This window comes from Paracoccus litorisediminis (assembly GCF_009711205.1).
Taxonomy (GTDB): domain Bacteria; phylum Pseudomonadota; class Alphaproteobacteria; order Rhodobacterales; family Rhodobacteraceae; genus Paracoccus; species Paracoccus litorisediminis.
On record NZ_WMIG01000001.1, the window covers coordinates 409,845 to 433,240 of the forward strand.

Consider the following 23,396-nt stretch of genomic DNA (forward strand, 5'->3'; position numbering starts at 1 on the left):
CTCACTCGGCGGCCGCGGGAAGGATGCGGCGGGATCGTTCGGAATGGCTGCCATACTCCTCTTGCCATTCCGACGGGCCGTTCGAGGGGCTGACCTGCACGGCCGTCACCTTGAATTCGGGGCAATTGGTGGCCCAGTCGGAATTGTCCGTGGTCACCACATTGGCCTGAGTCGTCGGGTGATGGAAGGTCGTATAGACCACACCCGGCGCGACCCGTTCCGTCAGGACCGCGCGCAGCGTGGTTTCCCCCGAGCGCGAAGCCACCCGCACCCAGTCCCCGTCGCGCACGCCCCGATTTTCCGCGTCCGAGGGGTGGATTTCCAGAATGTCCTCGGGATGCCAGACAAGGTTGTCGGTGCGACGTGTCTGCGCGCCGACATTGTATTGGGACAGGATCCGCCCGGTGGTCAGCAGCAGCGGGAAGCGCGGCCCGCTGCGCTCCTCGGTCGCGACGTATTCGGTATGGATGAAATGCCCCTTGCCGCGCACGAAGCCGTCGACATGCATCAGCGGCGTGCCCAACGGTGCCTTTTCGTTGCAGGGCCATTGCACCGAGCCTTCGCGGTCCAGCAGATCGTAGCTCACGCCCGCGAAGCTGGGCGTGGTCATGGCGATTTCATCCATGATCTCGCTGGGATGCGTATAGCCCCAGTTCGCGCCCATGCGATTGGCCAGCATCTGGGTGATCTGCCAGTCCTCATAGCCATTCTTGGGCGTCATGGCGCGGCGAACCATATTGATGCGGCGCTCGGCATTGGTGAAGGTCCCGTCCTTTTCTAGGAAGGACGATCCCGGCAGGAAGACATGCGCGTAGTTCGAGGTCTCGTTCAGGAACAGGTCATGGACGATGACGATGTCCATGGCCGACAGCGCCGAGGTCACATGCCGCGTATCCGGGTCGGATTGCACGATATCCTCGCCCTGGCAGTAAAGACCACGGAAGCGTCCGGCCAAGGCTTCGTCGAACATATTGGGAATGCGCAGGCCCGGCTCCGGCGACAGCGGCACGCCCCAAGCCTTTTCATAGATCTCGCGCGTGGCCTTGTCCGAGACATGGCGATAGCCCGGATATTCATGCGGGAAGCTGCCCATGTCGCAGGAACCCTGCACGTTGTTCTGACCGCGCAGCGGGTTCACGCCCGTCCCCGGCACGCCGATATTGCCGGTCAGCATGGCAAGGTTCGCGATCGACATCACCGTGGTCGAGCCCTGCGAATGTTCGGTCACGCCCAGCCCGTAATAGATGCTGCCGCGCGGCGCGGCGGCATAGGCGCGGGCGGCCTGCCGGATCAGATCGGCGGGAACCTTTGACAGCTTCTCGACTTCTTCCGGCGAATGGCGCGGGTCCATCAGGAACTCGGCATAGCCAAGGAATTCGTCCCAGTCGCAGCGGGTGCGGATGAACTCCTCGTCATACAGTTTCTCGGCCACGATGACCTGCGCGATCGAGGTCAGCACGGCGACGTTGGTGCCGGGCCGCAGGGGCAGATGCAGCCCCTGACCCATATGCGGGGTTTTCAGCAGGTCGATCTCGCGCGGGTCGATGACGATCAGCCCCGCCCCTTGCCGCAAGCGTTTGCGCAGACGCGAAGCAAAGACCGGATGCCCATCGGTCGGGTTCGCCCCTATGACCAGCGCCAGATCGGTATCCTCGACCGAGTCGAAATCATGCGTCCCCGCCGAGGTGCCAAAGGTCGTGCGCAGCCCGTAACCGGTCGGCGAATGGCAGACCCGCGCGCAGGTATCGGTATTGTTCGTGCCCAGAACGGCGCGGGCCAGTTTCTGGACCAGATAGGTTTCCTCATTGGTGCAGCGCGACGAGGTAATGACGCCAACGGAATCCACGCCATGCGCCGCCTGCGTCTGCCGCATCCGGCTTGCCGCGAAATCCAGCGCCTGATCCCATGTCACCACCTGCCACGGATCGGTGATCTTTTCGCGGATCATCGGTTCCAGCTTGCGGTCCAGATGGGTGGCATAGCCCCATGCAAAGCGGCCCTTGACGCAGCTATGGCCACGGTTCGCCTTGCCGTCCTTGCTGGGGACCATGCGCACGACTTCCTCGCCCCGCATATGCGCATCAAAAGAACAGCCGACGCCGCAATAGGCGCAGGTGGTCTTGACGATATGCTCGGGCGTGCCGATCTCGATGACCTTGTTCTCGATCAGGGTGGCGGTCGGGCAGACCTGCACGCAGGCCCCGCAGCTGACGCAATCCGAGCTAAGGAAACTGTCCGACATCATCCCCGCCGAGACGCGGCTGTCAAAGCCCCGCCCCTCGATGGTCAGGGCGAAGGTACCCTGCACTTCCTCGCAGGCGCGCACGCAGCGCGAGCAGACGATGCATTTCGCCGGATCGAAGGTGAAATAGGGGTTCGACTGGTCCTTGGGCCGGTATTCCGGGTTCGGCCCCTCGGCGTCGCGGCGGGCGAAATGGTTCGCCCCGGCCTCATAGCGGACCTCGCGCAGACCCACGGCCCCCGCCATGTCCTGCAATTCGCAATCGCCATTGGCCGCGCAGGTCAGGCAGTCCAGCGGGTGGTCCGAGATGTAAAGCTCCATCACCCCCTTGCGGATCCGGGCGATGTCATCGGTCTGGGTATGGACGACCATGCCCTCGGCCACTGGCGTCGTGCAGGAGGCGGGCGTGCCGCGCATCCCGTCGATCTGGACGACACACAGCCGGCACGAGCCAAAGGCGCTGACATGATCCGTCGCGCAAAGCTTCGGGACCGAGATCCCAGCCACAGCCGCCGCCCGCATCACCGATGTTCCCGCCGGAACGGATACTGCAATGCCATCGACCAGCAGACTGATCGTCACCGCAGATTTCGCCGCAGGCGTGCCGAAATCGCGATCCGGAATGATGAAGTCCTTCATTCTGCGGCCTCCTTGCGCGGCGTCCCGCGCCCGCTGAATTCGTCAGGGAAATGGGTCAATGCGGACATGACCGGGAATGGCGCAAAGCCCCCCAGCGCGCAAAGCGAGCCCCATTTCATCGTGTTGCACAGGTCGGTCAGCACCGGGATCGCATCCGCATCCCCCGCCGCGATCCGGTCGATGGTCTCGACACCCCGGACCGAGCCGATCCGGCAGGGCGTGCATTTCCCGCAGCTTTCCACCGCGCAGAATTCCATCGCAAACCGCGCGAGCTTCAGCATGTCGGCGCTGTCGTCGAATACGGTGATGCCCGCGTGCCCCAGCAGCCCCTCGCGGCCCGCCAGCTCCTCATAGCCAAAGGGCACGTCGAAATCCTTGGCCGGGATATAGGCCCCCAAAGGCCCGCCGACCTGCGCCGCCTTGACCGGGCGTCCACTGGCGGTCCCGCCGCCGATCTCATTGATGATCTGGTCCAGCGTCAGGCCAAAGGCCGCCTCGAACAGCCCGCCATGTTTGACATTGCCCGCGATCTGGATCGGGATCGTGCCCTTGGACCGCCCGATGCCCAGCTTGGCATATTCCGCCCCGCCATTGGCCAAAATCCACGGGATCGTCCCCAGCGAGATCAGGTTGTTGACGACCGTCGGCTTGCCCAGAAACCCCTCCAGCGCCGGGATGGGGGGCTTCGCGCGCACCGTCCCCCGCTTGCCCTCAAGGCTGTTCAGAAGGCTGGTTTCCTCGCCGCAGACATAGGCCCCCGCGCCAACGCGAACCTCCATGTCGAAAGCATGAGCCGACCCCAGAACCGAGGCCCCCAACATCCCCTCCTCACGGGCAAGCGTGATCGCGGCTTCCATCACGCGGATCGCATCGGGGTATTCGCTGCGGATGTAGCAATAGCCGCGCGTTGCCCCGACCGCGATCCCGGCAATCGCCATGCCCTCGATCAGGGTCAGGGGATCGCCTTCCATCAACATCCGGTCGGCGAAACTGCCGCTGTCGCCTTCGTCGGCATTGCAGACGATGTATTTCTGATCGGCCTTGGCCCCGGCGACCGTCTTCCACTTGATGCCCGTCGGAAAACCCGCGCCGCCACGCCCGCGCAGGCCCGATTGGGTGACCTCATCGACAATCGCCTCAGGCCCCAGCGCAATCGCCCGACGCAGACCGGCAAAGCCGCCCTGCGCCTCATATTCCGCCACCGAAAGCGGATCAATCACACCAACGCGGGCAAATGTCAGCCGCTTCTGCGCCTTCATCCAAGGCAGATCCTCGACCGGCCCCAGCGCCAGCGAATGGTCCGCGCCGGACCGCAGCACATCGACCAGCCCGGCCACATCATCGGGCTCAACCGGGCCATAGCCATAACGGATACCGTCCCGCTCGACCTCGACCAAAGGCTCAAGCCAGATCATCCCGCGCGTGCCGTTGCGTGTCACGTCAAAGTCGCGCGCCAGTGCCCCGGCCACCTCATCCGCGCCCAAAGCCTTCGCGGCAGCATCCAGCGGAACCCAGACCCTCATGCGCCCGCCTCCGCCACCAGCTTCTGGACCTTGGCCAAATTCGCCCGCCCCAGCAGCCTATCACCCATCTGCGCCGAGGGTCCGCAGGCGCAAAGCCCCAGACAAAACACCGGCTCCAGCGTCAGCCGCCCGTCCGGGGTCGTCTCGTGGAAATTAATGCCCAAGGCCGCGCGCACCTGATCGGCCAGCGCATCGGCGCCCATCGACTGGCAGGCTTCGGCCCGGCACAGACGCAGCACATGTCGCCCCGCAGGATGGTCGCGAAAATCGTGATAGAAGCTGACAACGCCATGCACTTCGGCACGGGTCATGCCCAAGGCGGCGGCGATCACTGGCTGCGCCTCCTCGGGGATATAATCCCATTCCGCCTGAATATCGTGCAGGATTGGCAAAAGCGGTCCTTCACGCTCCTTGTGAAGCGCGATGATCGCATCAAGACGGTCTGAAAAATCAGCGGAAATCGCTGCGTGGCTCATGGCTAGGTCGATCCGGGCTCTGGTCAGTCAATGAACAGACTAGAGCCCGACAATAGTCACAGCAATCGCGATGTCCCGTCTATTGATAGGAAGCTTCTATCAAACCGGCCGATTTCAGTAGCGCCTCGACCAACGGAGGATGCGGTTCGCGCCGCGCGGTGATCAGCCCAACCATATGCCCCTCGCCGGTCAGATCGCGGGCGGTGACGCCATAGGGCAATGGCAAACCACGCGCCACGCCACGCGGCAGGATCGCGGCCCAGTCGCCGGTTGCCACATGCGACAGGATCGCCAGCATCGAGGTCGACTCGACCCGCGGCATCGCCTCGGCGCCGGCTGCCAGCAGGTGACGGGTCACGATGCGACGGTTCTGCATGTCCGGGGTCAGCAGGCACAGGGGTAGCCGCGCCGCCTCGGCCCAGCCAACCGGGCCCAGATCCTCACCGCGCGCGACCAGACAATAGGTCTCGCGATAGATCGGCAGGCTCTGCACCCGACCCAGGGGCTCGCTGTCCAGATAGGTGACACCGGCATCAAGCTCCAATGCCTCGATCTGCTCGCGGATCTCATCCGAGGATCGCGACAGGATCGACACACGGGCATTGGGGTGGCGACGCAGGAACGGCCCGGTCAGTTCGGCGATGCGCGGCATGGCGGTCGGGATCACGCCGATGCGCAGCAGGCCCGAGACGCCCTTGCGGCTGGCCTCCATCTCGGCCTGCATGGCGCGGGCATCGCCGACAATGCGGCGCGCCCAGTCCAGGACGCGCTCACCCTCGGGGGTCAGGCCCTGAAACCGCGACCCGCGCCGGACCAGCTGGACGCCCAGCTGTTCTTCCAGGGCCTTGATCGCGGATGAAAGTGTCGGCTGGGTAATCCCCAGCGCCTCTGCCGCGCGGCCGAAATGCTCTTCGCGCGCCAGAACCATGAACATGGAGAGTTTGTCGATCACGAGAGGCCACGCCCTCCCCCAAGCGCCAGTCTTCTTCGTTTCGAAAAATACCCCGCGGGGGTCCGGGGGCGCGAAGCCCCCGGCGCGGCAGATCAGATGATCTCGACGGCGTACTTCTCGATCACGGTATTGGCCAGCAGGCCCTCGCACATGCGCGCGACTTCGGCCTTGGCCGCCTCGGCCTCGGTCGAGGTCAGGTCCAGCTCGATCACCTTGCCCTGACGCACGCCCGAGACACCTGCAAAACCAAGACCGCCAAGCGCGTGACGGATCGCCTCGCCCTGAGGGTCCAGAACACCGTCCTTCAGCATGATGGTGACGCGGGCTTTCATTGGCAGGCCTTTCAGTTGATCAGGGTAGGCTTGGTCAGGTTGGTCGTGTTGGCGGGCAGCAGACCCAGCCGACGGGCGACCTCGGTATAGGCGTCGGTCAGGCTGCCAAGGTCGCGACGGAACACGTCCTTATCCAGCTTCTGGCCGGTCTTGACGTCCCACAGGCGGCAGCTGTCGGGGCTGATTTCGTCAGCGACGACAAGGCGCATGAAATCGCCATCCCAGATCCGACCGATCTCGATCTTGAAGTCGATCAGCTTGATGCCGACGCCGAAGAACACACCGGCAAGGAAGTCGTTCACCCGCAGCGCAAGGCTGACGATGTCGTCCAGATCCTGCTGGCTGGCCCAGCCGAAGGCGATGACATATTCTTCCGAGACGAAGGGGTCGCCCAGCTCATCGTTCTTGAAGCTGTATTCGACGATCGGACGCGGCAGGGGCGTGCCCTCTTCCATGCCCAGACGCTTGGCGATCGAACCGGCAGCGAAGTTGCGCACGATCACTTCCAGCGGGATGATCTCGACCTGGCGGATCAGCTGCTCGCGCATGTTGATGCGGCGGATGAAGTGGTTCGGCACGCCGATATTGGTCAGCCCGGTCATGAAGAACTCGGACAGGCGGTTGTTCAGCACGCCCTTGCCTTCGATCGTGGCTTTCTTCTGGGCGTTGAAGGCGGTGGCATCGTCCTTGAAATATTGGATCAGGGTGCCCGGCTCGGTGCCTTCGTAAAGGATCTTCGCCTTGCCTTCGTAGATTTTCTTGCGCCTTGGTGCCATGCTGCGCGTCTCCCGTCGCAAGGTCAGTGCTATTCCTCTGGGGCTATAGGGCAGAAACGGGGTCAGGGGCAATACGGGCTTGCGATCAGCAGCCCCGCGGGCATACCGTGAAGGGGTGTTTATCCGGACACGCGACGGGGAGGGCCGACATGACCACTTTCGACGACCGCGAACGCGCCTATGAGGCCCGCTTCGCCCGCGATGCGGAACTGAACTTCAAGGCCGAGGCGCGGCGCAACCGGCTGCTTGGCGAATGGGCAGCAGCACTTCTGGGCAAATCCGGCGACGATGCACGATCCTATGCGCTGACCGTGGTCACTTCCGATTTCGACGAGCCGGGCGATGAGGATGTCTTTCGCAAGCTGGCCAAGGACCTTGCCGACAAGACGGATGAGGCAACGATCCGCTCCAAGATGGTCGCATTGCGCGTCACCGCGCGCGAGCAGATCCTGAACGAGAACTGAACTTCAGCATCCAACCACCTGATAACGCCCCGTTTCCGCGAGGCGTTCGCATGTCAGCCGGCGGCGGCCTCGACCCGCGGATACAGCCGCCACAGCGTCAGCCCGCGCAGCAGGCTTAGAACCATCAGCGCCGCCCACAGCCCGTGATTGCCGAACAGCCGTGGCAGCAGCACCAGCAGCGGCACATAGATCGCGACCGACAGGATCATCGCGCGGCGCATCTCTCGGGTCCGGGTGGCGCCGATGAAAATGCCATCCAGCATCCATGCCGCGATGCCGAAAAGCGGCGCGGCAACCACCCAAGGCAGATATTCCCGCGCCTCGGCCCGGACGCCGGGCGCGGTGGTCAGCAGGTCGATCAGCACCGGACCGCCAAGGCCAAAGACCAGCGCCAGCCCGACCGCGCCACCCACGCCCCATTGCGATGTCAGCCACGCCGCGCGCCGCAACCGGTCGGGACGGCGCGCACCGACCGCCTGCCCGACAAGCGATTCGGCGGCAAAGGCAAAGCCATCCAGCGCAAAGGCGGTGATCGACAGGAACTGCAGCAGCACCTGATTGGCGGCCAGCGTCACATCGCCCTGCCCCGCCGCCATGAACATGAAGGTGGTAAAGCTGGCCTGCAGCAGCACCGAACGGATCATGATGTCGCCATTGACCTGCGCCATCTCGCGCAGGCGCTGCGCCGCCAGCCACCCGCCCCGCCGCAGCCCCAACCGCAGGGCATCGCGCGCGAACCACAGGCCCAGCGCCAGCCCCGACCACTCCGCGATCAGCGTGGCCAGCGCCACGCCGGGCACGCCCCAGCCAAGTCCCAGCACCAGCCACAGGTCCAGCGCCACGTTCAGCCCGTTCATCAGAAGTTGCAGGACAAGCACGGCGCGGGTCCGCTCCAGCGCGATCAGCCAGCCGGTGATGGCATAAAGCGCGATGGTAGCTGGCGCGCCCCAGATGCGGATCGCCAGATATTGCCGGGCCAGCGCCTCGACCTCGGCGGATGCCGGGGCAAGGCGAAAGGCCGCAGCAAAGACCGCGCCTTGCAGCAGGATGAAACCCAGCCCTGCCGCCAGCCCGATCGCCAAGGCCCGCAGCAGATGCGCCCCGGTCTCGCCGACCTCGCCCGCGCCATGCGACTGCGCGACCAGCCCCGAGGTGCCCATGCGCAGAAAGCCGAAGATCCAGTAGATCGAGGTCAGGATCACCGCCCCGATGCCCACCGCACCGATCGGCGCGGCCTGCCCCAGCTGGCCGACGACGCCGGTATCGACCGCCCCCAGCAGCGGCACGGTCGCATTCGAGATGACGATGGGCAGCGCAATGGCCAGAACGCGGCGATGCGTCAACGCGCGCCCGGCCCCGACCCCGGTCATGACATCAGTCGCTTTGCGGCATCAGGAAATGCCCGGTCGCCTGCGCGAACAGCTTGGTGCGCTGATCCTGCCATGCCTCGACCTGCACGCTGGCATAGCGCCGCCCCGAGCGCACGACCTTGGCCCGCGCATAGGCGTCGCGCGGCAGGCCCGAACGCAGGTAGTCGACGGTGAAGTCGATGGTCTTGGGCAGGCGCGGCATGGTTTCCGGCACGTCGGCATCCGGGGCGATACGCCCTTGCTCCATATCCTCCCAGATCGCGGACCATGTCAGTTCGACAATCGCCGCGACCTCAAGAAAGGCCGCCGTCGCGCCGCCATGGATGGCGGGCAGCATCGGATTGCCGATCAGCTTTTCGTCAAAGGGCAGGATCGCGGTCAGCTCATCCCCGCGGCGGTCGAACTGGATGCCCAGCCAGCGGATATAGGGCACACCGGCGAACAGCGCGTTCAGCGTGGTGTTGCGGCGGTTCTTGATCGCGGCCAGCGGTTCGTTGCGGTCCATCATCTTAGCGCCCGCAGGTAAAGGCCCCGGTGGCGGATGCCACGGGCCGGGTTTCGTCCTCGTCCATCGCCCATGCGCGCACAAAGGCAACCGAGCGGGTGACATGATAGCATTCGGCACGGGCCTTGATCCCCTGCCGGGGCGTGGCGCTGCGCATGTAGTCGATGCGCAGGTCAATGGTCGCGGTGACATTCGGCCCCTCGGGATGGGACATCACTGCCGCGCCACAGCAGGTATCCATCAAGGCCGAGATCACGCCGCCATGGATCACCCCGCTGCGCGGATCACCGACCAGATCCGGGTTCCACGGCAGGGAAATCACCGCCCCTCCCGGCGTCAGCTCGTCCAGCGACATGCCAAGGGCGCGGGCATGGGGAATGGCCTCGATGAACTGGCGGGCAATGCGGTGCTGCTGTTGGTCGGTGGTTTCCTTGGCCATCATTTTCCCTTGCAGTTCATGGATTCGCGCCAGCTTGGCCTACGGGTCAATATGTCACAAGTCGGCATGACGTCGCGTGGTTGAGTTTGCGCCGACCCTCGGTTAGGCTCTGCTCAATCCTGACGGGATCTTCCATGACAGACGACGATTACATCAGTTTCAAAGAGATGTGCGCACGTTTCGACGTGACCCCGCGCACGCTGCGCTATTACGAATATATCGAGCTGCTCAGCCCCAAGAAGGAAGGCCGCTCACGCTTCTATGGCGCCCGAGAGATCGCGCGCATGAAGCTGATCCTGCGCGGCCGACGCTTCGGCTTCTCGCTTGAGGATATTCGGCAATGGCTGCTCATCTATGGCGAGAAAGGGACGCAGGAACAGTACCGCGTCTGGGTCGACCTGGCCAATCGCCAGCTTGAGGTGCTCAACCAGCAGCGATCCGAGATCGATAACGCGATCACCGATCTGGGCGAACTTAGGGACGAAACCCTGCGCCTGCTGGATAAAATGGACGAAGGCGACCAGAAGTCGGCCTAGGTCCGTTTCAGCCACCCCACGCACAACGCATTGATAAGGCGGCGTATCATCCCTGATGCGTCGCCTTTTCCTTTGCCCGGAACCGGTCTTGAACTTATGACGCCACGTCGCAGCTTACGTGAACGTAAACCGCGCATATAGTCATCCTCACAGCATCTGGAGCCTTGGGGAGGGACGGCCATGAGCGATCGGTCAATGACCATCCGCGAAATGTGTGACGAATATGATGTCACGCCACGCACCTTGCGCTTCTATGAATCACGCGAGTTGATTTTTCCCGAACGGCGCGGGCTGAACCGCTTTTACAACCGCGTCGACCGGGCCCGGCTGAAGCTGATCCTGCGCGGCAAGCGCTTCGGCTTTTCGCTGGAACAGATCCGCCAGCTTCTGGAACTTTACGACCCGGCCGAGCGCAACGTGACCCAGACACGGGCGATCATCGACACCGCGCGTGAGCGCCTATCCGACATGGAGCGCCAGCAGACCGAGCTGGCCGCCGCCATCGCCGACCTGCGCCAGCAGATCGCCGAGGGCGAGCTGTGGCTTCAAGACCTGCAATCCGGCAACCGCCAATCTGCCTGAATTCCCGGAGGACACATGACTGCCTATAACGCCCCCGTCCGCGACATCCAGTTCGTGCTGCATGATCTGCTGCAGATCTCGCAGCAGGATCTTGCCGGTCATGCCGATCTGGACCGGGAATTCACCCAGGCTGTGCTTGAAGCTGCGGGCAAACTGGCCTCCGAGGTGCTGGCGCCGCTGAACATCATCGGCGACCAGCAAGGCTGCAAGCTGGAAAACGGCATCGTCCGCACCCCCGAGGGCTTCAAGGGTGCCTTCGATCAGATGCGCGACGGCGGCTGGACCGCGCTGGACTGCGATCCGGAATTTGGCGGCCAAGGCATGCCCAAGGTCATCGGCTGCGCCACGGGCGAGCTGTTCTCGGCCGCCAACGTCGCCTTCACCATGTATCAGGGCCTGACCCACGGTGCCTACTCGGCCATCCACACCCATGGCACGGATGAGCAGAAGGCAATGTACCTGCCCAAGATGGTCAGCTGCGAATGGACCGGCACGATGAACCTGACCGAGCCGCATGCCGGCACGGATCTGGGTCTGCTGCGCACCCGCGCCGAACCGCAAGAGGATGGCAGCTACCTGATTTCCGGGCAGAAGATCTTCATCTCGGCCGGCGATCACGACATGTCGGAAAACATCATCCACCTGGTCCTTGCGAAGGCACCGGGCGGCGGCGAAAGCACCAAGGGCATCTCGCTGTTCATCGTGCCGAAATTCCTTGTGAACGCGGATGGCTCGCTGGGCGACCGAAACTCGCTTTCCGTCGGCAGCCTTGAGCACAAGATGGGCATCCACGGCAACTCGACCTGCGTGATGAACTATGATGGTGCCAAGGGCTGGCTGCTGGGCGACCTGCACAAAGGCATGCGCGCCATGTTCACCATGATGAACGAGGCCCGTCTGGGCGTCGGCCTGCAAGGTCTCGCGGTCGCCGATGCCGCCTATCAGAATGCCGTCGCCTATGCTTGCGATCGCCTGCAAGGGCGCGCGATCACCGGTGCCGCCCGCCCCGATGCGCCGGCCGATCCGCTGATCGTCCACCCCGACATCCGTCGCAACCTGATGGATCAGAAAAGCTTCGTCGAAGGTGCCCGCGCCCTGATCGCATGGTGCGCCCATCTGATCGACCGCAGCCATCTGGCAGGTGATGCCGAGGCCGAGGCGCTGGTCTCGCTGCTGATCCCGGTGGTCAAGGGTTTCCTGACCGACAAGGGCTTCGACACGGCAGTTCAGGCCCAGCAGGTCTTTGGCGGCCATGGCTATATCGAGGAACACGGCATGTCGCAGTTCGTCCGCGACGCCCGTATCACCATGATCTACGAAGGCGCGAATGGCGTGCAGGCCCTTGACCTAGTCGGGCGCAAGCTGGCGGCCGATGGCGGCAAGCCGATGATGGCCTTCTTTGAACTGGTCAAAGGCACGATCAAGGCCCATGAAGCCGATGAGGAGCTGCGCGCGGGCTTCCTTGAGCCGCTCAAGGCTGCGTCGAAGGACCTGCAGACCGCGACGATGTATTTCGTCGAGCAAGGGATGAAGAATCCGAACGCGGCACTCTCCGGGTCTTACGATTTCATGCACCTGTTCGGTCATGTCGCCTTTGGTCTGGTCTGGACCCGCATGGCCGCTGCCGCCCGTCAGGCCCTTGCATCCGGCGCATCCGACCGCGACTTCTATCAAAGCAAGATCGCGACGGGGCGCTACTACATGAGCCGCCAGCTTCCGGCCACCGCAACCCATCTGGCGCGGATCCGCACTGGCAGCGAGCCGGTCATGGCACTGGCTGAGGACCAGTTCTGAACCGTAACGCCAACTGAAGGCGCAGCATGGGTATTTAAGAAACGAAGAAGTCGTGAGGTGTCGACCCCGGATCATCGGGCAGACACTGCCGGATATCCGGGGCGACTTCTCCGTTTGCGGTCATCGGCTCCCCAGCCTGTACCGCGATGCCCACGCTAGCGCCTGTCGGTTAACAAACGCCTAACGATTTCTCCGTTTCAAAAATACCCAACTGCAACCGCGACATCCGCGACACCTGCGAAAGAGGGCCAATGACGGCAGAGCTTCATTGTTTCGGAGAATCCGGCCATTCCTACAAAGTGGCGCTGTTCATGCAGCTTGCGGGTTATGATTGGCGGCCGATCTTTGTGGATTTCTTTGGCGGCGCGACCCGCAGCACGGAATACCGCGCGCTGAACGAGATGGGCGAGGCCCCGGTTTTTATCGAGGGCGGCCAGGCGCTGACCCAGTCGGGTGTCATCCTGCTGCATCTGGCGGAAAAGACCGGCCAATTCCTTGACGGCGACCGCAACGAGATCCTGCGCTGGCTGTTCTGGGACAACCATAAGGGGTCGGGGCAATTCGGGACGCTGCGCTTCTTGACGAACTTTCTGCCGCCGGAAAAGCGCCCCGCCGAAGTGATCGCCTTCATGCAGGGCCGCGTCCGCGCGGCGCTGAAGACCCTCGATACCCATCTTTCAGGCCGCGACTGGCTGGCGGGCGATGCCCTGACCGTCGCCGACCTGTCTTGCTGCGGCTATCTTTTCTATACCGAGCCCTTCGGTTTCGACCGTGCCGAATGGTCCCATATTGATGCCTGGCTGACGCGCATTCAGACGCAGCCCGGCTGGAAACACCCCTATGACCTGATGCCCGGCAATCCTGCCGACCGGGCCGCGAAGGAGGACGCATGACCGACGCTTATATCTATGACGCCGCCCGGACACCACGCGGCAAGGGCCGCCCCGACGGCAGCCTGCACGAAGTCACCTCGGTCGCGCTTTCTGCCCGGCTTTTGAACTCCGTCAAGGAACGAAACGGGCTGGAAGGCCATGCCGTCGAGGATGTGATCTGGGGCAATGTCACCCAGGTCAAGGAACAGGGCGGCTGTCTGGCACGCTCGGCGGTGCTGGCGTCCAATTTGGACGAATCCATCCCCGGGCTGGCCATCAACCGCTTCTGCGCCAGCGGAATGGAGGCCGTGAACCTCGCCGCGAACCAAGTGAAGGGCGGCGCGGGTCAGGCCTATATCGCGGGCGGCGTCGAGATGATGGGCCGTGTGGCGATGGGCAGCGACGGCGCGGCGATTGCCGTCGATCCCAGCCTGACCTTTGGCACCTATTTCGTGCCGCAGGGCATTTCGGCTGACATTATCGCAACCGAATACGGCTTTAGCCGCGAGGATGCCGATGCCTTGGCCGTCGAATCCCAGCGCCGCGCCGCTGCCGCTTGGGCCGACAACCGTTTTGCCAAGTCGATCGTGCCGGTGCTGGATCAGAACGGCCTGACCATTCTGGACCGCGACGAATATATGCGTCCCGGCACCAGCATCGAAGACCTTGCCAAGCTGAAGGCCAGCTTCAAGGACATGGGCGAGATGATGCCCGGCTTCGACAAGGTGGCGATGCTGAAATACCCGCATCTGGATCACATCAACCACATCCACCATGCCGGGAACTCCTCGGGTATCGTCGACGGTGCCGCCGCCGTGCTGATCGGAAATGCGGAATTCGGCAAGGCCTATGGGTTGAAACCCCGCGCGCGCATCCGCGCCACCGCCAAGATCGGCACCGATCCGACCATCATGCTGACCGGCCCGGTTCCGGTGACGGAAAAGATCCTGCGCGACAGTGGCATGTCGATCAGCGACATCGACCTGTTCGAGGTGAACGAGGCCTTCGCCTCGGTCGTCTTGCGCTTCCAGCAGGCCTTCCAAGTCGATCCGGCGCTGATCAACCCCAATGGCGGCTCGATCGCGATGGGGCATCCCTTGGGCGCGACAGGCGCAATCATCATCGGCACGCTGCTTGATGAACTGGAACGTCAGGACAAGAACATTGGCCTTGCGACGCTCTGCATCGCGTCCGGCATGGGTGCCGCCACCATCATCGAGAGGGTGTGATGCCCAAGCTCGATCTTGGTCAGGCCCCGCGCAAGACGGGCTCGATCTATCCCGAGCCCTATGCCGCCCAGATGGAGGGGCGCTCATCCCTGCGGCTCGGTCAGCTCGCCGGGCTGACCCAGTTCGGGGTCAATATCGTGACGCTGGAACCCAAGGCGGTCGCCTCGCTGCGCCATTGGCATCTGCGCGAGGACGAATTCGCCATCGTCCTGACCGGCGCTCTGGTGCTGGTCGAGGATGAGGGCGAGACCGCCATGGCTCCCGGCGATTGCGCCGCGTGGAAAGCGGGCGCGCCGAATGGCCACCGCTTCATCAACCGCTCGGACGCCCCGGCCAGCTTCCTGATCGTCGGAAGCAAGGCCGCGGATGAGGTCTGCACCTATTCCGATGTGGACCTGAAACTCGTGCTTGAGGGCGAAAAGCCCCGCTTCACCTATCATGACGGCAGCGACTGGACCGGCCCCCGTGACCTCGCGCCGAAGGGAGAAACAGAATGACCGATTTCACCATGCAGAAGGACGCCGATGGCGTCGCCCTGATCACTTGGGACCTGCCCGGCAAGTCGATGAACGTGCTGACCATGGAGGGCGCAGCGGAACTGAACGCCCTGATCGACGACGCGTTGGCTGACGAGGCCGTCAAGGGCGTGGTCATCACCTCGGGCAAGAAGGACTTCGCCGGGGGGATGGACCTGAACGTCATCGCCGGCATGAAGCAGGGCGGCGCACAGGGCGTGTTCGACGGCGTGATGGGCCTGCACCATCTGCTGCGCAAGATCGAGCTGGCCGGGATGGACTTCAAAACCAAGAAGGGCGGCAAGCCGATTGCCACCGCCCTGCCCGGCACCGCTTTGGGGATCGGTCTGGAACTGCCGCTGGCCACGCATCGCATCTTTGCGGCCGACAACCCGAAGGCCAAGATCGGCCTGCCGGAAATCATGGTCGGCATCTTCCCCGGCGGTGGCGGCACCACGCGTCTTAGCCGCAAGCTGGGTGCGATGGCCGCAGCCCCCTTCCTGCTGGAGGGCAAGCTGTCCGATCCCGCCAAGGCCAAGGCCGCTGGCCTGATCGATGAGGTCGCAACCGATCCGGTGGCCGCCGCCCGCGAATGGGTGCTGAGGGCCACCGATGTCGATCTGGTGAAACCGTGGGACGCCAAGGGCTACAAGATGCCCGGAGGCGAACCCTATCACCCGGCGGGCTTCATGACCTTCGTCGGCGCAAGTGCGATGATCCATGGCAAGACCATGGGTGTCTATCCGGCGGCCAAGGCGCTGCTTTCGGCGGTCTATGAGGGTGCGCTGGTGCCCTTTGACACCGCGCTGAAGATCGAGGCGCGCTGGTTCACCAACCTGCTGATGAACCCCAGCTCCTCGGCGATGATCCGCAGCCTGTTCATCAACAAGGAAGCGCTGGAAAAAGGCGCGAACCGCCCCGAGGCCCCCGATCAGACAGTGAAAAAGGTCGGCATTATCGGTGCGGGCATGATGGGCGCAGGCATCGCCTATGTCAGCGCCATGGCGGGTATCGAGGTCGTGCTGATCGACAATGCTCAAGAGGCCGCTGATCGGGGCAAGTCCTACTCGACCGGGCTTCTGGACAAGGCAATTAGCCGCAAGAAAGCCAGCGAAGAGAAGAAGGCCGAGGTTCTGGCCCGCATCACCGCCACGACCGATTACGCGGCGCTGCAAGGCTGCGACCTGATCGTCGAGGCCGTCTTCGAAGACCCCACCGTCAAGGCCGAGGTCACCAAGCGCGCCGAGGCGGTGATCCCCGAGGACGCGATCTTTGCCACCAATACCTCGACCCTGCCGATCAGCGGGCTTGCGAAAGCCAGCGCCCGCCCCGAGCAGTTCATCGGCATCCACTTCTTCAGCCCCGTGGACAAGATGCTGCTGGTCGAGATCATCAAGGGCAAAGAGACCGGCCCCCGCGCCGTCGCCAAGGCGCTGGATTTCGTCCGCCAGATCAAGAAGACACCCATCGTCGTCAATGATGCGCGCTTCTTCTACGCCAACCGCTGCATCATCCCCTATATCAACGAAGGCATCCGCATGGTGGCCGAGGGTGTCAGCCCCACGCTGATCGAGAATGCCGCCAAGATGATGGGGATGCCGCTGGGTCCGCTGCAACTGGTGGATGAGACCTCGATCGATCTGGGCGTCAAGATCGCCAAGGCGACGCGCGCGGCAATGGGCGATGCCTATCCCGATGGCGCGGTCGATGACGTGATCTTCAAACTGGCCGATGCGGGCCGGTTGGGCCGCAAATCCAAGGCCGGCTTCTATGACTATGACGAGGCGGGCAAGCGGCAGGGTCTGTGGTCCGGCATCGCGCTGGCATGGCCCGAGGCCGATACCCAGCCCGAGCTGACCGAGATCCAGCACCGCCTGATGTATATCCAGTCGCTGGAAGCCGTCCGCGCGCTTGAGGAAGGCGTGCTGGAAGACATCCGCGAAGGCGATGTCGGCGCGATCCTTGGCTGGGGCTTCGCGCCGTGGTCGGGCGGCCCGTTCAGCTGGCTCGACATCATGGGTGCGGCGCGTTCGGCGGAAATCACCGATGGGCTTGCCGCGAAATTCGGCCCGCGCTTTGCGACGCCCAAGCTGCTGAGCGACATGGCCGCCAAGGGCGAAAGCTTCTACGGCAAGTTCGGCGCAGGCAAAGTCGCCGCCTGACAAAAGAAAGGGGCAGAGGTGCGCACCTCTGCCCCAATTCATTCACTGGGGTCGGCGGATCAGATCAGCCCTTCCGCGCGGAAGGCCGCCTTCAGATCGCTTTCCGGACGCGCGCCGACATGGCTGATGACCTCGGCCGCGGCAATGCAGCCCATACGGCCCGCGACGGCCAGCGGCACACCGGTCGCTAAGCCATAGATCAGCCCCGCCGCGAACTGATCGCCCGCGCCGGTCGCATCGACCGGCACGACCCGGTGGACCGGAGCGGTCACCCGTTCATCGCCCCGAATCAGGATCGCATCCTCGCCCGAGCGGGTGCAGATCACCGTCCCGCAATCCGCCGATGCCAAACGAAGCGCCTCGTCCAGATCGGTGACCTGATAAAGCGAGGTCCATTCATGGACATTGCCGATGACGTAATCCATCGGACCCGCGACCAGACGGCGGAAGCCGTCGCGATGGCGGTCGACGCAGAACGGGTCCGACAGCGCAATCCCGGCCTGACCGCCCGCCTTGTGGCAGGCGTCAGCCGCCTTCAGGAACGCGGCCTTGCCCATGTCCTTGTCGAACAGATAGCCTTCAAGGAACAGCCAGTCCGCGCCGCTGAACGTGGCCGGGTTCACGTCCTCGGCCCCAAGCTCGGCGGAAATACCCAGATAGGTGTTCATCGACCGTTCGCCATCGGGCGTGACGAAGATGATCGAACGCGAGGTCGGCAGCACTTCTCCGGCCAGCGGCGGATTGACGAAGACCGTGCCCGCGGCCTCGGTCTGCTCGGCATAAGAAAGGCCCAAGGGATCGCCCGCAACCCGCCCGATAAACGCGGTGCGCAGACCCATCATGCCAATCCCCGCCAGCGTGTTCGCGACCGAGCCGCCCGGCACCAACCGCGCCTTGGACGCCTCGGCATCGGCGGATTGCGCGGCCATCAGAAACTCGGACCGTTCGCGGTCGATCAACTGCATGATCCCCTTTTCGATGGCCAGACGGCCAAGGCTGGCATCAGAGGTCGGCGCGATCACGTCCATGATGGCATTGCCGATCCCGATCACATAGGGGGTCGTCATTCGGTCTTCTCCTCATAGGGACAAAGGTCTTGGATGGGGCAGATCATGCAGCGGGGACGCCGCGCCTGGCAGACGTAGCGACCATGCAGGATCAGCCAGTGATGGCAGTTCTGCTGGAACATGACGGGGACATTGTCCTCGATGGCGCGTTCCACGGCATCGACATCGCGGCCCGGTGCGATGCGGGTGCGGTTGCCGACGCGGAAGATATGCGTGTCGACCGCCTGCGCCGGGAAATTGAAGGTGCTGTTCAGGACCACATTCGCAGTCTTGCGACCGACGCCCGGCAGGGTCATCAGCGCGGCGCGGGACTGGGGAACCTCGCCGCCATATTCCTCGACCAGACGCTTCGACAGGGCGATGACGTTCTTGGCCTTCTGGCGGAACAGGCCAATGGTCTTGATTTCCTCGGTCAGCGCCTCGACGCCCAGTTCCAGCATCTGCTGCGGTGTCGTCACCCGGCGAAACAGGTTCTTGGTCGCCTTGTTCACCCCCACATCGGTCGCCTGCGCCGACAGCGCCACGGCGACCAGCAGGGTGAAGGCGTTCACATATTCCAGTTCAGTCACCGGGGCGGGGTTCGCCTCGCGGAAGCGGGAAAATATCTCGACCTGCGTCGAATAAGGCAGGGCTTGGGAAATGCGGGATGAAGCTGAGCGGGCCATAGCGACCAGATGCCCCGAGCCGCTTCACAGTTCAAGCGCCGAACGGCGGAACGCGGCGAAAGCTGGCACCCGGAACACGGCCCGATTTTTCGGCAAGATCACGGATTTATCATGCATTCCTGTGGAGTTGGCCCGGAACCCGTGTCATGTTCCCCACGTTTGGGCATCAGCCCGGCCTTGGGAGAGGCCGGCAGTCGTTAGGACAGGCGACGGCGGATCGCCCCTGAAGGAAAGGCTATAAAAATGAAAACACGTATCTCGCTGCTTCTGGCTGCGTCGGGTGTGCTGGCGCTTGGCGCCTGTGCCACCACCACCGATCCTTATGGGAATCCCACGACCGGGGGCATGAGCAAGGCCCAGCAGGGCGCGATCGCAGGCGCGGTCGTCGGCGGGCTGGTCGGCGCCGGCGAAAGCCGTGAAAACGCCATCAAGGGCGCGGTCATCGGCGCCACGGCCGGCGCGGTCGGCGGCTCGATCCTTGACCAGCAGCAAAAAGCCCTGCAGCAGTCGCTGAACAACCCCAATATCCGCATCGTCAACAATGGCAGCTACCTGACCGTGGTGATGCCGGAATCGACGCTGTTCGCGACGGATTCGGCTGCCGTCGGCGCACAGGGCCAGAACGACCTGTACACGATCGCGCAGAACCTGAACCAATATCCGAACAGCCGCGTGCAGGTCATCGGCCATACCGACAGCACCGGTTCGGCTGCCTACAACCAAGACCTGTCCGAGCGTCGCGCACGTTCTGTCTCGGGCATCCTGTCGGCGGGCGGCGTATCTGGCTCGCGCCTGACGACCACTGGTCGCGGCGCAAGCGCCCCGGTCACGTCGAACGACACCGCTTCGGGTCGCGCGCAGAACCGCCGCGTCGAGATCCTGATCATCCCGAACCGCTAAGGCGGAACGGCGACATTCCGAAAGGGCCGGTCTGCACCGGCCCTTTTTTCATGGGTGGGGCTTGGACATGGAAAAACCCCGGATGTTGCCATCCGGGGTCAGACCACAGTCCCGACGAGCCTTAACGGCCCTGTTCGTTCATTCAGTTCAGGCGGCTCGCCACGTCGTCGATCGCCTTGTCGATGCCGGCGCTACGCTGAGCAGCAGAGCCCTGCTTGCCAAGGATCTCGGCCGCAGCCGCGATGGCCGTCTGGATCGCGCGGTCACGCACGGCGCGAACGGCATCAGCCTCGGCGCTGGAGATCTGGTCTTCGGCCGCCTTCAGGCGACGTTCGATCGAGACTTTCAGCGCGTTCTTGGCCTTTTCGGCCTCGAGCGTGGCTTCGCGTTTCGCATTGGCAACGATGTCGGCGGCCTGGGTTTTCACCTCGCGCTGACGACGCTCGTAGCTTGCATAGATCTCCTGGGCTTCCTCGCGCAGGCGACGGGCCTCGGCCAGATCATTGCGAATGCCTTCGGCGCGCTTGTCCAGAAGCCCACCGATCAGTTGCGGCACCCGGTAGTAAACCAGGATGCCGACGAACAGCAGGAAGGCCAGCAGAACGACGAAATCCGTGTTCCGCAGCGAGAAGAACGGACCCGAAGCCGCGAAGGCCGGGCTGGCCATCAGGACGAAAAGAAGGCTCAGACGTTTCATTGCAGCGCCCCCTTCAGCCGCTGATCGACGGCATCGTTGATCAGGTTCTGGTCAACCGAGCCACCGAAATTCTGCACAAGGGACTCGGTCACGTCGCGGGCGACGGCACGAGCATCCTCGACAGCGGTTGCCCGGATTTCGCCGATACGCTTCTCGGACTCGGCCGAGCGCGCTGCGATTTCCGCATCCGCATGAGCGATGGCGGCATCCAGTTCCTTGTGCATCTCGGCCTTGTTCGCCGCGATGATCTTGTTGGCTTCTGCGCGGGCGTCGGCAAGCGCCTTGTCATAGGCCGCTTCCGCGTCCTTGGCTTTTTGCTTGAATTCCTCGGCCGCCATCAGATCGCCGGTAATGGCGCCCTGACGGTCGCTGATGATCCCGCCGATGCGCGGCAGGGCCACGCGCGACAGGACCCAGTAGATCGCGGCCAGCACGAGCAGCAGCCAGACGATCTGGTTGCCGAAGGTGCTGATATCCAGCTGCGGCATGCCGGCGCTGCTGGCGCCATGTGCCGCATCCGCAGCGGTAGCGACATGGGCCGCGTCGGCACCGTGCGCCGCCGCCTGGGCGGTCTCGGCGTGGATCACCGCTTCTGATTCGTTGACCACGACAGGCGCGGTCTGTTGCAACAGGCTGAACATTTCCTACCCCATGCCGGTCGTTTCACAATCGGGTGGGCGCGCAACGCCCCCACCCAACCGCAAGGATGGCAAAAGGATCAGACTGCGAACAGCAGCAGCAGCGCGACCAGGAACGAGAAGATGCCCAGGGCTTCAGCGAAGGCCATGCCGATGAACAGCGTGGCGGTTTGCGAAGCAGCAGCCGAAGGGTTACGCAGAGCGCCGGCCAGGTAGTTGCCAGCAACGTTGCCCACACCCATGGCAGCGCCGGCCATACCGATGCAAGCCAGACCGGCGCCGAGGTACTGTCCCAGTTGACCCAGATTTTCCATATTCATGCTCCTTGAGGCTTTGGAAAGGGTTTCGATTTTCCTGATTTGCGGGTCCGGCGCTTAGTGCGACGGATGCAGGGCGTCCTTCAGATAGACGCAGGTCAGGATAGTGAAGACATAGGCCTGGATGGTGACGACAAGCACCTCCAGCGCATAGACGCCGACGATCGCCAGGATCGACACGGGCGCAAGCAGAGCCGCGCCGGCAAAGGCCGCGAACACTTTCATGACGGCGTGGCCTGCCATGATGTTGCCGGCAAGACGAATGGAGTGGCTGACCGGGCGCACAAAGTACGAGATCAGTTCGATCACCGCCAGCACGGGGCGCATCAGCGCCGGAGCCGAGCTGACCCAGAACAGGCCGAGGAAATGAGTGCCGTTCTTGACGAAGCCCAGAACGGTGACACCAACAAAGACCAACAGTGCAAGGACGGCAGTGACGGCGATCTGCGAGGTCGGCGAGAAGGACATCGGCAGCAGGGCCAGAGCGTTCGCGAACAGGATGAAGCAGAACAGCGTCATGATGTACGGGAAGTACTTCAGGCCTTCCTTGCCGGTGATATCCTCGACCATCTTGCGGACCATGCCGTACATCAGCTCGGCGATGGACTGGATACGGTTCGGGATGATGGCGCGACCACGGGTCCCGAAGACCAGCAGACCGATGATGCACAGCGCGGCCAGACCCATCCACAGCGTGGCGTTGGTCGGCGTGTACCAATGCACGTCGGTGCCGCCGAATAGCGGCTTGACGGTGAACTGGTCCATCGGGTGGAAAACCAGACCTTCACTGTGTTCTTCTGTCGCCATCGTCATTTACCCTCGTCGTCGCCGGCGTGCCCCGGCTCCTTGCCAATCTCTTTCGCCGTCCGCATCATCGTCTTGATCCCGGCCGCAAGGCCTAGAAGCACGAAGACGACCATCAGGAGCGGCGTCGTGCCGAACAAGGTGTCCAGCCCAAATCCGATCCCGAACCCGATGCCCAGTCCGGCTACAAGTTCGGTCACCATGCGCCAAGCCATATTGGCCTGACTGAAATGTTCCTCTCCGCGCGAGCCCGCTTCCCGCACCACCTTGTCGCCCAGTTTGGCTTCCAGCTGGCGCAGTCGCTCCGCGTCTCGGGCACGCGCAGCTTCATGGTCGTCATCTTCGGCCATGGCTCACACCCCCGTTATCGGTTGGCGCGGTGATAGGTGCTGGAGGGGTTTAAGTCAAGCAAGCAGAGGTTTTGCGCAACTATCTGACTTTGTTATGTTTAGCGTCACCGGTGCTGAACGGTTTCCAAGGGTTGCGGGCCGAAGGTGCAAGGGTCCATATTCAACCCAGCAGTTAAGTAAGCATAGATGGCCCCGCAAAACCCCAGTCTGGACATAATTTTCGCCGCCCTCGCCGATCCGACGCGGCGGGCGATCCTTGGCATGTTGCTGGAGGATGACATGGCGGTGACGGATGTGGCCGCGCCATTCGAGGTCAGCTTGGCTGCGATCTCGAAGCACCTTGCCGTGCTGGTGACGGCGGGACTGATCCGGCAAGAGCGGCGCGGGCGGATCATCTGGTGCAAGCTGGAACCCGAAGGGCTTCGCAGCGCCTCGGTCTGGATGCAGGGGTTCGGCCAGTTCGAGCCAGTGGATCTGGACGATTTCGAACGCTTTCTGCTGGCCGAACTGGGGGGCGCCCCTTCCGAAGGGAAGGAGCAGCCCTGAGCCG

At 63.7% G+C, this 23,396-nt stretch carries 26 protein-coding genes; 10 read left to right on the top strand and 16 right to left on the bottom strand.

The genetic code is table 11. The annotated features are described in order from the left end of the window. Window position 1: 1 nt before the first annotated feature. The 6 genes from fdhF to purC all read right to left on the bottom strand — a co-directional run bounded on the left by fdhF (window position 2) and on the right by purC (window position 6,940). Window positions 2-2,881 (bottom strand): formate dehydrogenase subunit alpha, encoded by a 2,880-nt coding sequence (gene fdhF / locus GL300_RS02095; protein WP_155037909.1) that lies wholly within the window; start codon window positions 2,879-2,881, stop codon window positions 2-4. Then, window positions 2,878-4,404: a formate dehydrogenase beta subunit gene (locus GL300_RS02100; protein WP_155037910.1), complete on the bottom strand. Its 1,527-nt coding sequence runs from the start codon at window positions 4,402-4,404 to the stop codon at window positions 2,878-2,880. The genes fdhF and GL300_RS02100 overlap by 4 nt, the downstream gene beginning before the upstream one ends. Then, window positions 4,401-4,880, bottom strand: a complete 480-nt coding sequence (locus GL300_RS02105; protein ID WP_155037911.1) for a formate dehydrogenase subunit gamma — start codon at window positions 4,878-4,880, stop codon at window positions 4,401-4,403. Before GL300_RS02105 ends, GL300_RS02100 begins: the two co-directional genes overlap by 4 nt. Before the next feature lie 79 nt (window positions 4,881-4,959). Beyond that, on the bottom strand, window positions 4,960-5,832 hold the full coding sequence (locus tag GL300_RS02110) for a LysR substrate-binding domain-containing protein (protein ID WP_192335153.1): 873 nt from the start codon (window positions 5,830-5,832) through the stop codon (window positions 4,960-4,962). A gap of 92 nt (window positions 5,833-5,924) precedes the next feature. Next, complete coding sequence (gene purS / locus GL300_RS02115) at window positions 5,925-6,164, bottom strand: phosphoribosylformylglycinamidine synthase subunit PurS (protein WP_155037912.1); 240 nt, start codon at window positions 6,162-6,164, stop codon at window positions 5,925-5,927. Between the two features lie 11 nt (window positions 6,165-6,175). Continuing rightward, window positions 6,176-6,940 (bottom strand): phosphoribosylaminoimidazolesuccinocarboxamide synthase, encoded by a 765-nt coding sequence (gene purC / locus GL300_RS02120; RefSeq protein WP_155037913.1) that lies wholly within the window; start codon window positions 6,938-6,940, stop codon window positions 6,176-6,178. Window positions 6,941-7,089: 149 nt separating this feature from the next. Here purC and GL300_RS02125 point away from each other — a divergent pair, with 149 nt between their 5' ends. Beyond that, on the top strand, window positions 7,090-7,404 hold the full coding sequence (locus tag GL300_RS02125) for a DUF1476 domain-containing protein (RefSeq protein WP_155037914.1): 315 nt from the start codon (window positions 7,090-7,092) through the stop codon (window positions 7,402-7,404). A gap of 53 nt (window positions 7,405-7,457) precedes the next feature. On the opposite strand, the gene GL300_RS02130 is transcribed toward GL300_RS02125, so the two are convergent. Genes GL300_RS02130 through GL300_RS02140 form a run of 3 tightly spaced genes read right to left on the bottom strand, consistent with a single transcriptional unit; the run spans window position 7,458 to window position 9,718 of the window. Next, window positions 7,458-8,774 (bottom strand): MATE family efflux transporter, encoded by a 1,317-nt coding sequence (locus tag GL300_RS02130; RefSeq protein WP_155037915.1) that lies wholly within the window; start codon window positions 8,772-8,774, stop codon window positions 7,458-7,460. Window positions 8,775-8,778: 4 nt separating this feature from the next. Continuing rightward, on the bottom strand, window positions 8,779-9,282 hold the full coding sequence (locus tag GL300_RS02135) for a PaaI family thioesterase (RefSeq protein ID WP_155037916.1): 504 nt from the start codon (window positions 9,280-9,282) through the stop codon (window positions 8,779-8,781). A 1-nt stretch (window position 9,283) separates the two neighbouring features. Then, entirely contained in the window at window positions 9,284-9,718 is a 435-nt protein-coding gene (locus GL300_RS02140; RefSeq protein WP_155037917.1) for a PaaI family thioesterase, read from the bottom strand. Between the two features lie 134 nt (window positions 9,719-9,852). On the opposite strand from GL300_RS02140, the gene GL300_RS02145 reads away from it, so the two are divergent. The 7 genes from GL300_RS02145 to GL300_RS02175 all read left to right on the top strand — a co-directional run bounded on the left by GL300_RS02145 (window position 9,853) and on the right by GL300_RS02175 (window position 17,408). Then, window positions 9,853-10,254 carry a MerR family transcriptional regulator gene (locus tag GL300_RS02145; RefSeq protein WP_155037918.1) on the top strand — a complete coding sequence of 134 codons (402 nt, stop codon included), beginning with the start codon at window positions 9,853-9,855 and terminating at the stop codon, window positions 10,252-10,254. A 180-nt stretch (window positions 10,255-10,434) separates the two neighbouring features. Beyond that, complete coding sequence (locus tag GL300_RS02150; protein WP_155037919.1) at window positions 10,435-10,836, top strand: MerR family transcriptional regulator; 402 nt, start codon at window positions 10,435-10,437, stop codon at window positions 10,834-10,836. 15 nt (window positions 10,837-10,851) lie between these two features. Further along, window positions 10,852-12,630 carry an acyl-CoA dehydrogenase C-terminal domain-containing protein gene (locus GL300_RS02155; protein WP_155037920.1) on the top strand — a complete coding sequence of 593 codons (1,779 nt, stop codon included), beginning with the start codon at window positions 10,852-10,854 and terminating at the stop codon, window positions 12,628-12,630. A 251-nt stretch (window positions 12,631-12,881) separates the two neighbouring features. Then, window positions 12,882-13,523, top strand: a complete 642-nt coding sequence (locus tag GL300_RS02160; protein WP_155037921.1) for a glutathione S-transferase family protein — start codon at window positions 12,882-12,884, stop codon at window positions 13,521-13,523. After that, entirely contained in the window at window positions 13,520-14,731 is a 1,212-nt protein-coding gene (locus GL300_RS02165) for an acetyl-CoA C-acetyltransferase (RefSeq protein ID WP_155037922.1), read from the top strand. The genes GL300_RS02160 and GL300_RS02165 overlap by 4 nt, the downstream gene beginning before the upstream one ends. Next, complete coding sequence (locus tag GL300_RS02170) at window positions 14,731-15,228, top strand: cupin domain-containing protein (protein ID WP_155037923.1); 498 nt, start codon at window positions 14,731-14,733, stop codon at window positions 15,226-15,228. The genes GL300_RS02165 and GL300_RS02170 overlap by 1 nt, the downstream gene beginning before the upstream one ends. Beyond that, window positions 15,225-17,408 (top strand): 3-hydroxyacyl-CoA dehydrogenase NAD-binding domain-containing protein, encoded by a 2,184-nt coding sequence (locus tag GL300_RS02175; RefSeq protein ID WP_155037924.1) that lies wholly within the window; start codon window positions 15,225-15,227, stop codon window positions 17,406-17,408. The genes GL300_RS02170 and GL300_RS02175 overlap by 4 nt, the downstream gene beginning before the upstream one ends. A gap of 59 nt (window positions 17,409-17,467) precedes the next feature. On the opposite strand, the gene GL300_RS02180 is transcribed toward GL300_RS02175, so the two are convergent. Continuing rightward, the gene (locus GL300_RS02180; RefSeq protein ID WP_155037925.1) at window positions 17,468-18,475 is read right to left on the bottom strand and encodes an adenosine kinase; all 1,008 of its coding nucleotides are present in this window, start codon (window positions 18,473-18,475) and stop codon (window positions 17,468-17,470) included. Further along, the gene (gene nth / locus GL300_RS02185; RefSeq protein WP_155037926.1) at window positions 18,472-19,140 is read right to left on the bottom strand and encodes an endonuclease III; all 669 of its coding nucleotides are present in this window, start codon (window positions 19,138-19,140) and stop codon (window positions 18,472-18,474) included. The genes GL300_RS02180 and nth overlap by 4 nt, the downstream gene beginning before the upstream one ends. A gap of 243 nt (window positions 19,141-19,383) precedes the next feature. Between nth and GL300_RS02190 the strand changes: the two genes are divergently transcribed. Then, the gene (locus tag GL300_RS02190; protein ID WP_155037927.1) at window positions 19,384-20,040 is read left to right on the top strand and encodes a YiaD family glycine zipper/OmpA-like lipoprotein; all 657 of its coding nucleotides are present in this window, start codon (window positions 19,384-19,386) and stop codon (window positions 20,038-20,040) included. A 142-nt stretch (window positions 20,041-20,182) separates the two neighbouring features. Here the strand turns inward: GL300_RS02190 and GL300_RS02195 are convergent, their stop codons facing one another. The 5 genes from GL300_RS02195 to GL300_RS02215 all read right to left on the bottom strand — a co-directional run bounded on the left by GL300_RS02195 (window position 20,183) and on the right by GL300_RS02215 (window position 22,846). Further along, the gene (locus GL300_RS02195) at window positions 20,183-20,737 is read right to left on the bottom strand and encodes a F0F1 ATP synthase subunit B (RefSeq protein WP_155037928.1); all 555 of its coding nucleotides are present in this window, start codon (window positions 20,735-20,737) and stop codon (window positions 20,183-20,185) included. Continuing rightward, window positions 20,734-21,378, bottom strand: coding sequence for a F0F1 ATP synthase subunit B' (locus GL300_RS02200; RefSeq protein ID WP_155037929.1), 645 nt, complete (start codon window positions 21,376-21,378; stop codon window positions 20,734-20,736). Before GL300_RS02200 ends, GL300_RS02195 begins: the two co-directional genes overlap by 4 nt. Window positions 21,379-21,455: 77 nt before the next feature. Next, window positions 21,456-21,689 carry a F0F1 ATP synthase subunit C gene (locus GL300_RS02205; RefSeq protein WP_114348568.1) on the bottom strand — a complete coding sequence of 78 codons (234 nt, stop codon included), beginning with the start codon at window positions 21,687-21,689 and terminating at the stop codon, window positions 21,456-21,458. Window positions 21,690-21,749: 60 nt separating this feature from the next. Further along, window positions 21,750-22,499 (bottom strand): F0F1 ATP synthase subunit A, encoded by a 750-nt coding sequence (locus GL300_RS02210; protein WP_170297605.1) that lies wholly within the window; start codon window positions 22,497-22,499, stop codon window positions 21,750-21,752. A 2-nt stretch (window positions 22,500-22,501) separates the two neighbouring features. Further along, window positions 22,502-22,846 carry an AtpZ/AtpI family protein gene (locus GL300_RS02215; protein ID WP_155037931.1) on the bottom strand — a complete coding sequence of 115 codons (345 nt, stop codon included), beginning with the start codon at window positions 22,844-22,846 and terminating at the stop codon, window positions 22,502-22,504. Window positions 22,847-23,032: 186 nt separating this feature from the next. Between GL300_RS02215 and GL300_RS02220 the strand changes: the two genes are divergently transcribed. Then, window positions 23,033-23,392 carry an ArsR/SmtB family transcription factor gene (locus GL300_RS02220; protein ID WP_155037932.1) on the top strand — a complete coding sequence of 120 codons (360 nt, stop codon included), beginning with the start codon at window positions 23,033-23,035 and terminating at the stop codon, window positions 23,390-23,392. Window positions 23,393-23,396 lie beyond the last annotated feature (4 nt).

What these genes read in the sequence shown, in the direction of transcription:
- purC (WP_155037913.1), bottom strand. Translation starts at nt 6,940, where the DNA reads ATGGCACCAAGGCGCAAGAAAATCTACGAAGGCAAGGCGAAGATCCTT.
- GL300_RS02200 (WP_155037929.1), bottom strand. Translation starts at nt 21,378, where the DNA reads ATGTTCAGCCTGTTGCAACAGACCGCGCCTGTCGTGGTCAACGAATCA.
- GL300_RS02135 (WP_155037916.1), bottom strand. Translation starts at nt 9,282, where the DNA reads ATGATGGACCGCAACGAACCGCTGGCCGCGATCAAGAACCGCCGCAAC.
- GL300_RS02145 (WP_155037918.1), top strand. Translation starts at nt 9,853, where the DNA reads ATGACAGACGACGATTACATCAGTTTCAAAGAGATGTGCGCACGTTTC.
- GL300_RS02165 (WP_155037922.1), top strand. Translation starts at nt 13,520, where the DNA reads ATGACCGACGCTTATATCTATGACGCCGCCCGGACACCACGCGGCAAG.
- GL300_RS02190 (WP_155037927.1), top strand. Translation starts at nt 19,384, where the DNA reads ATGAAAACACGTATCTCGCTGCTTCTGGCTGCGTCGGGTGTGCTGGCG.
- GL300_RS02215 (WP_155037931.1), bottom strand. Translation starts at nt 22,846, where the DNA reads ATGGCCGAAGATGACGACCATGAAGCTGCGCGTGCCCGAGACGCGGAG.
- GL300_RS02175 (WP_155037924.1), top strand. Translation starts at nt 15,225, where the DNA reads ATGACCGATTTCACCATGCAGAAGGACGCCGATGGCGTCGCCCTGATC.
- GL300_RS02125 (WP_155037914.1), top strand. Translation starts at nt 7,090, where the DNA reads ATGACCACTTTCGACGACCGCGAACGCGCCTATGAGGCCCGCTTCGCC.
- GL300_RS02180 (WP_155037925.1), bottom strand. Translation starts at nt 18,475, where the DNA reads ATGACGACCCCCTATGTGATCGGGATCGGCAATGCCATCATGGACGTG.
- nth (WP_155037926.1), bottom strand. Translation starts at nt 19,140, where the DNA reads ATGGCCCGCTCAGCTTCATCCCGCATTTCCCAAGCCCTGCCTTATTCG.
- GL300_RS02205 (WP_114348568.1), bottom strand. Translation starts at nt 21,689, where the DNA reads ATGGAAAATCTGGGTCAACTGGGACAGTACCTCGGCGCCGGTCTGGCT.
- GL300_RS02100 (WP_155037910.1), bottom strand. Translation starts at nt 4,404, where the DNA reads ATGAGGGTCTGGGTTCCGCTGGATGCTGCCGCGAAGGCTTTGGGCGCG.
- GL300_RS02150 (WP_155037919.1), top strand. Translation starts at nt 10,435, where the DNA reads ATGAGCGATCGGTCAATGACCATCCGCGAAATGTGTGACGAATATGAT.
- GL300_RS02160 (WP_155037921.1), top strand. Translation starts at nt 12,882, where the DNA reads ATGACGGCAGAGCTTCATTGTTTCGGAGAATCCGGCCATTCCTACAAA.
- GL300_RS02210 (WP_170297605.1), bottom strand. Translation starts at nt 22,499, where the DNA reads ATGGCGACAGAAGAACACAGTGAAGGTCTGGTTTTCCACCCGATGGAC.
- GL300_RS02220 (WP_155037932.1), top strand. Translation starts at nt 23,033, where the DNA reads ATGGCCCCGCAAAACCCCAGTCTGGACATAATTTTCGCCGCCCTCGCC.
- GL300_RS02155 (WP_155037920.1), top strand. Translation starts at nt 10,852, where the DNA reads ATGACTGCCTATAACGCCCCCGTCCGCGACATCCAGTTCGTGCTGCAT.
- GL300_RS02105 (WP_155037911.1), bottom strand. Translation starts at nt 4,880, where the DNA reads ATGAGCCACGCAGCGATTTCCGCTGATTTTTCAGACCGTCTTGATGCG.
- GL300_RS02170 (WP_155037923.1), top strand. Translation starts at nt 14,731, where the DNA reads ATGCCCAAGCTCGATCTTGGTCAGGCCCCGCGCAAGACGGGCTCGATC.
- GL300_RS02130 (WP_155037915.1), bottom strand. Translation starts at nt 8,774, where the DNA reads ATGACCGGGGTCGGGGCCGGGCGCGCGTTGACGCATCGCCGCGTTCTG.
- purS (WP_155037912.1), bottom strand. Translation starts at nt 6,164, where the DNA reads ATGAAAGCCCGCGTCACCATCATGCTGAAGGACGGTGTTCTGGACCCT.
- GL300_RS02140 (WP_155037917.1), bottom strand. Translation starts at nt 9,718, where the DNA reads ATGGCCAAGGAAACCACCGACCAACAGCAGCACCGCATTGCCCGCCAG.
- fdhF (WP_155037909.1), bottom strand. Translation starts at nt 2,881, where the DNA reads ATGAAGGACTTCATCATTCCGGATCGCGATTTCGGCACGCCTGCGGCG.
- GL300_RS02195 (WP_155037928.1), bottom strand. Translation starts at nt 20,737, where the DNA reads ATGAAACGTCTGAGCCTTCTTTTCGTCCTGATGGCCAGCCCGGCCTTC.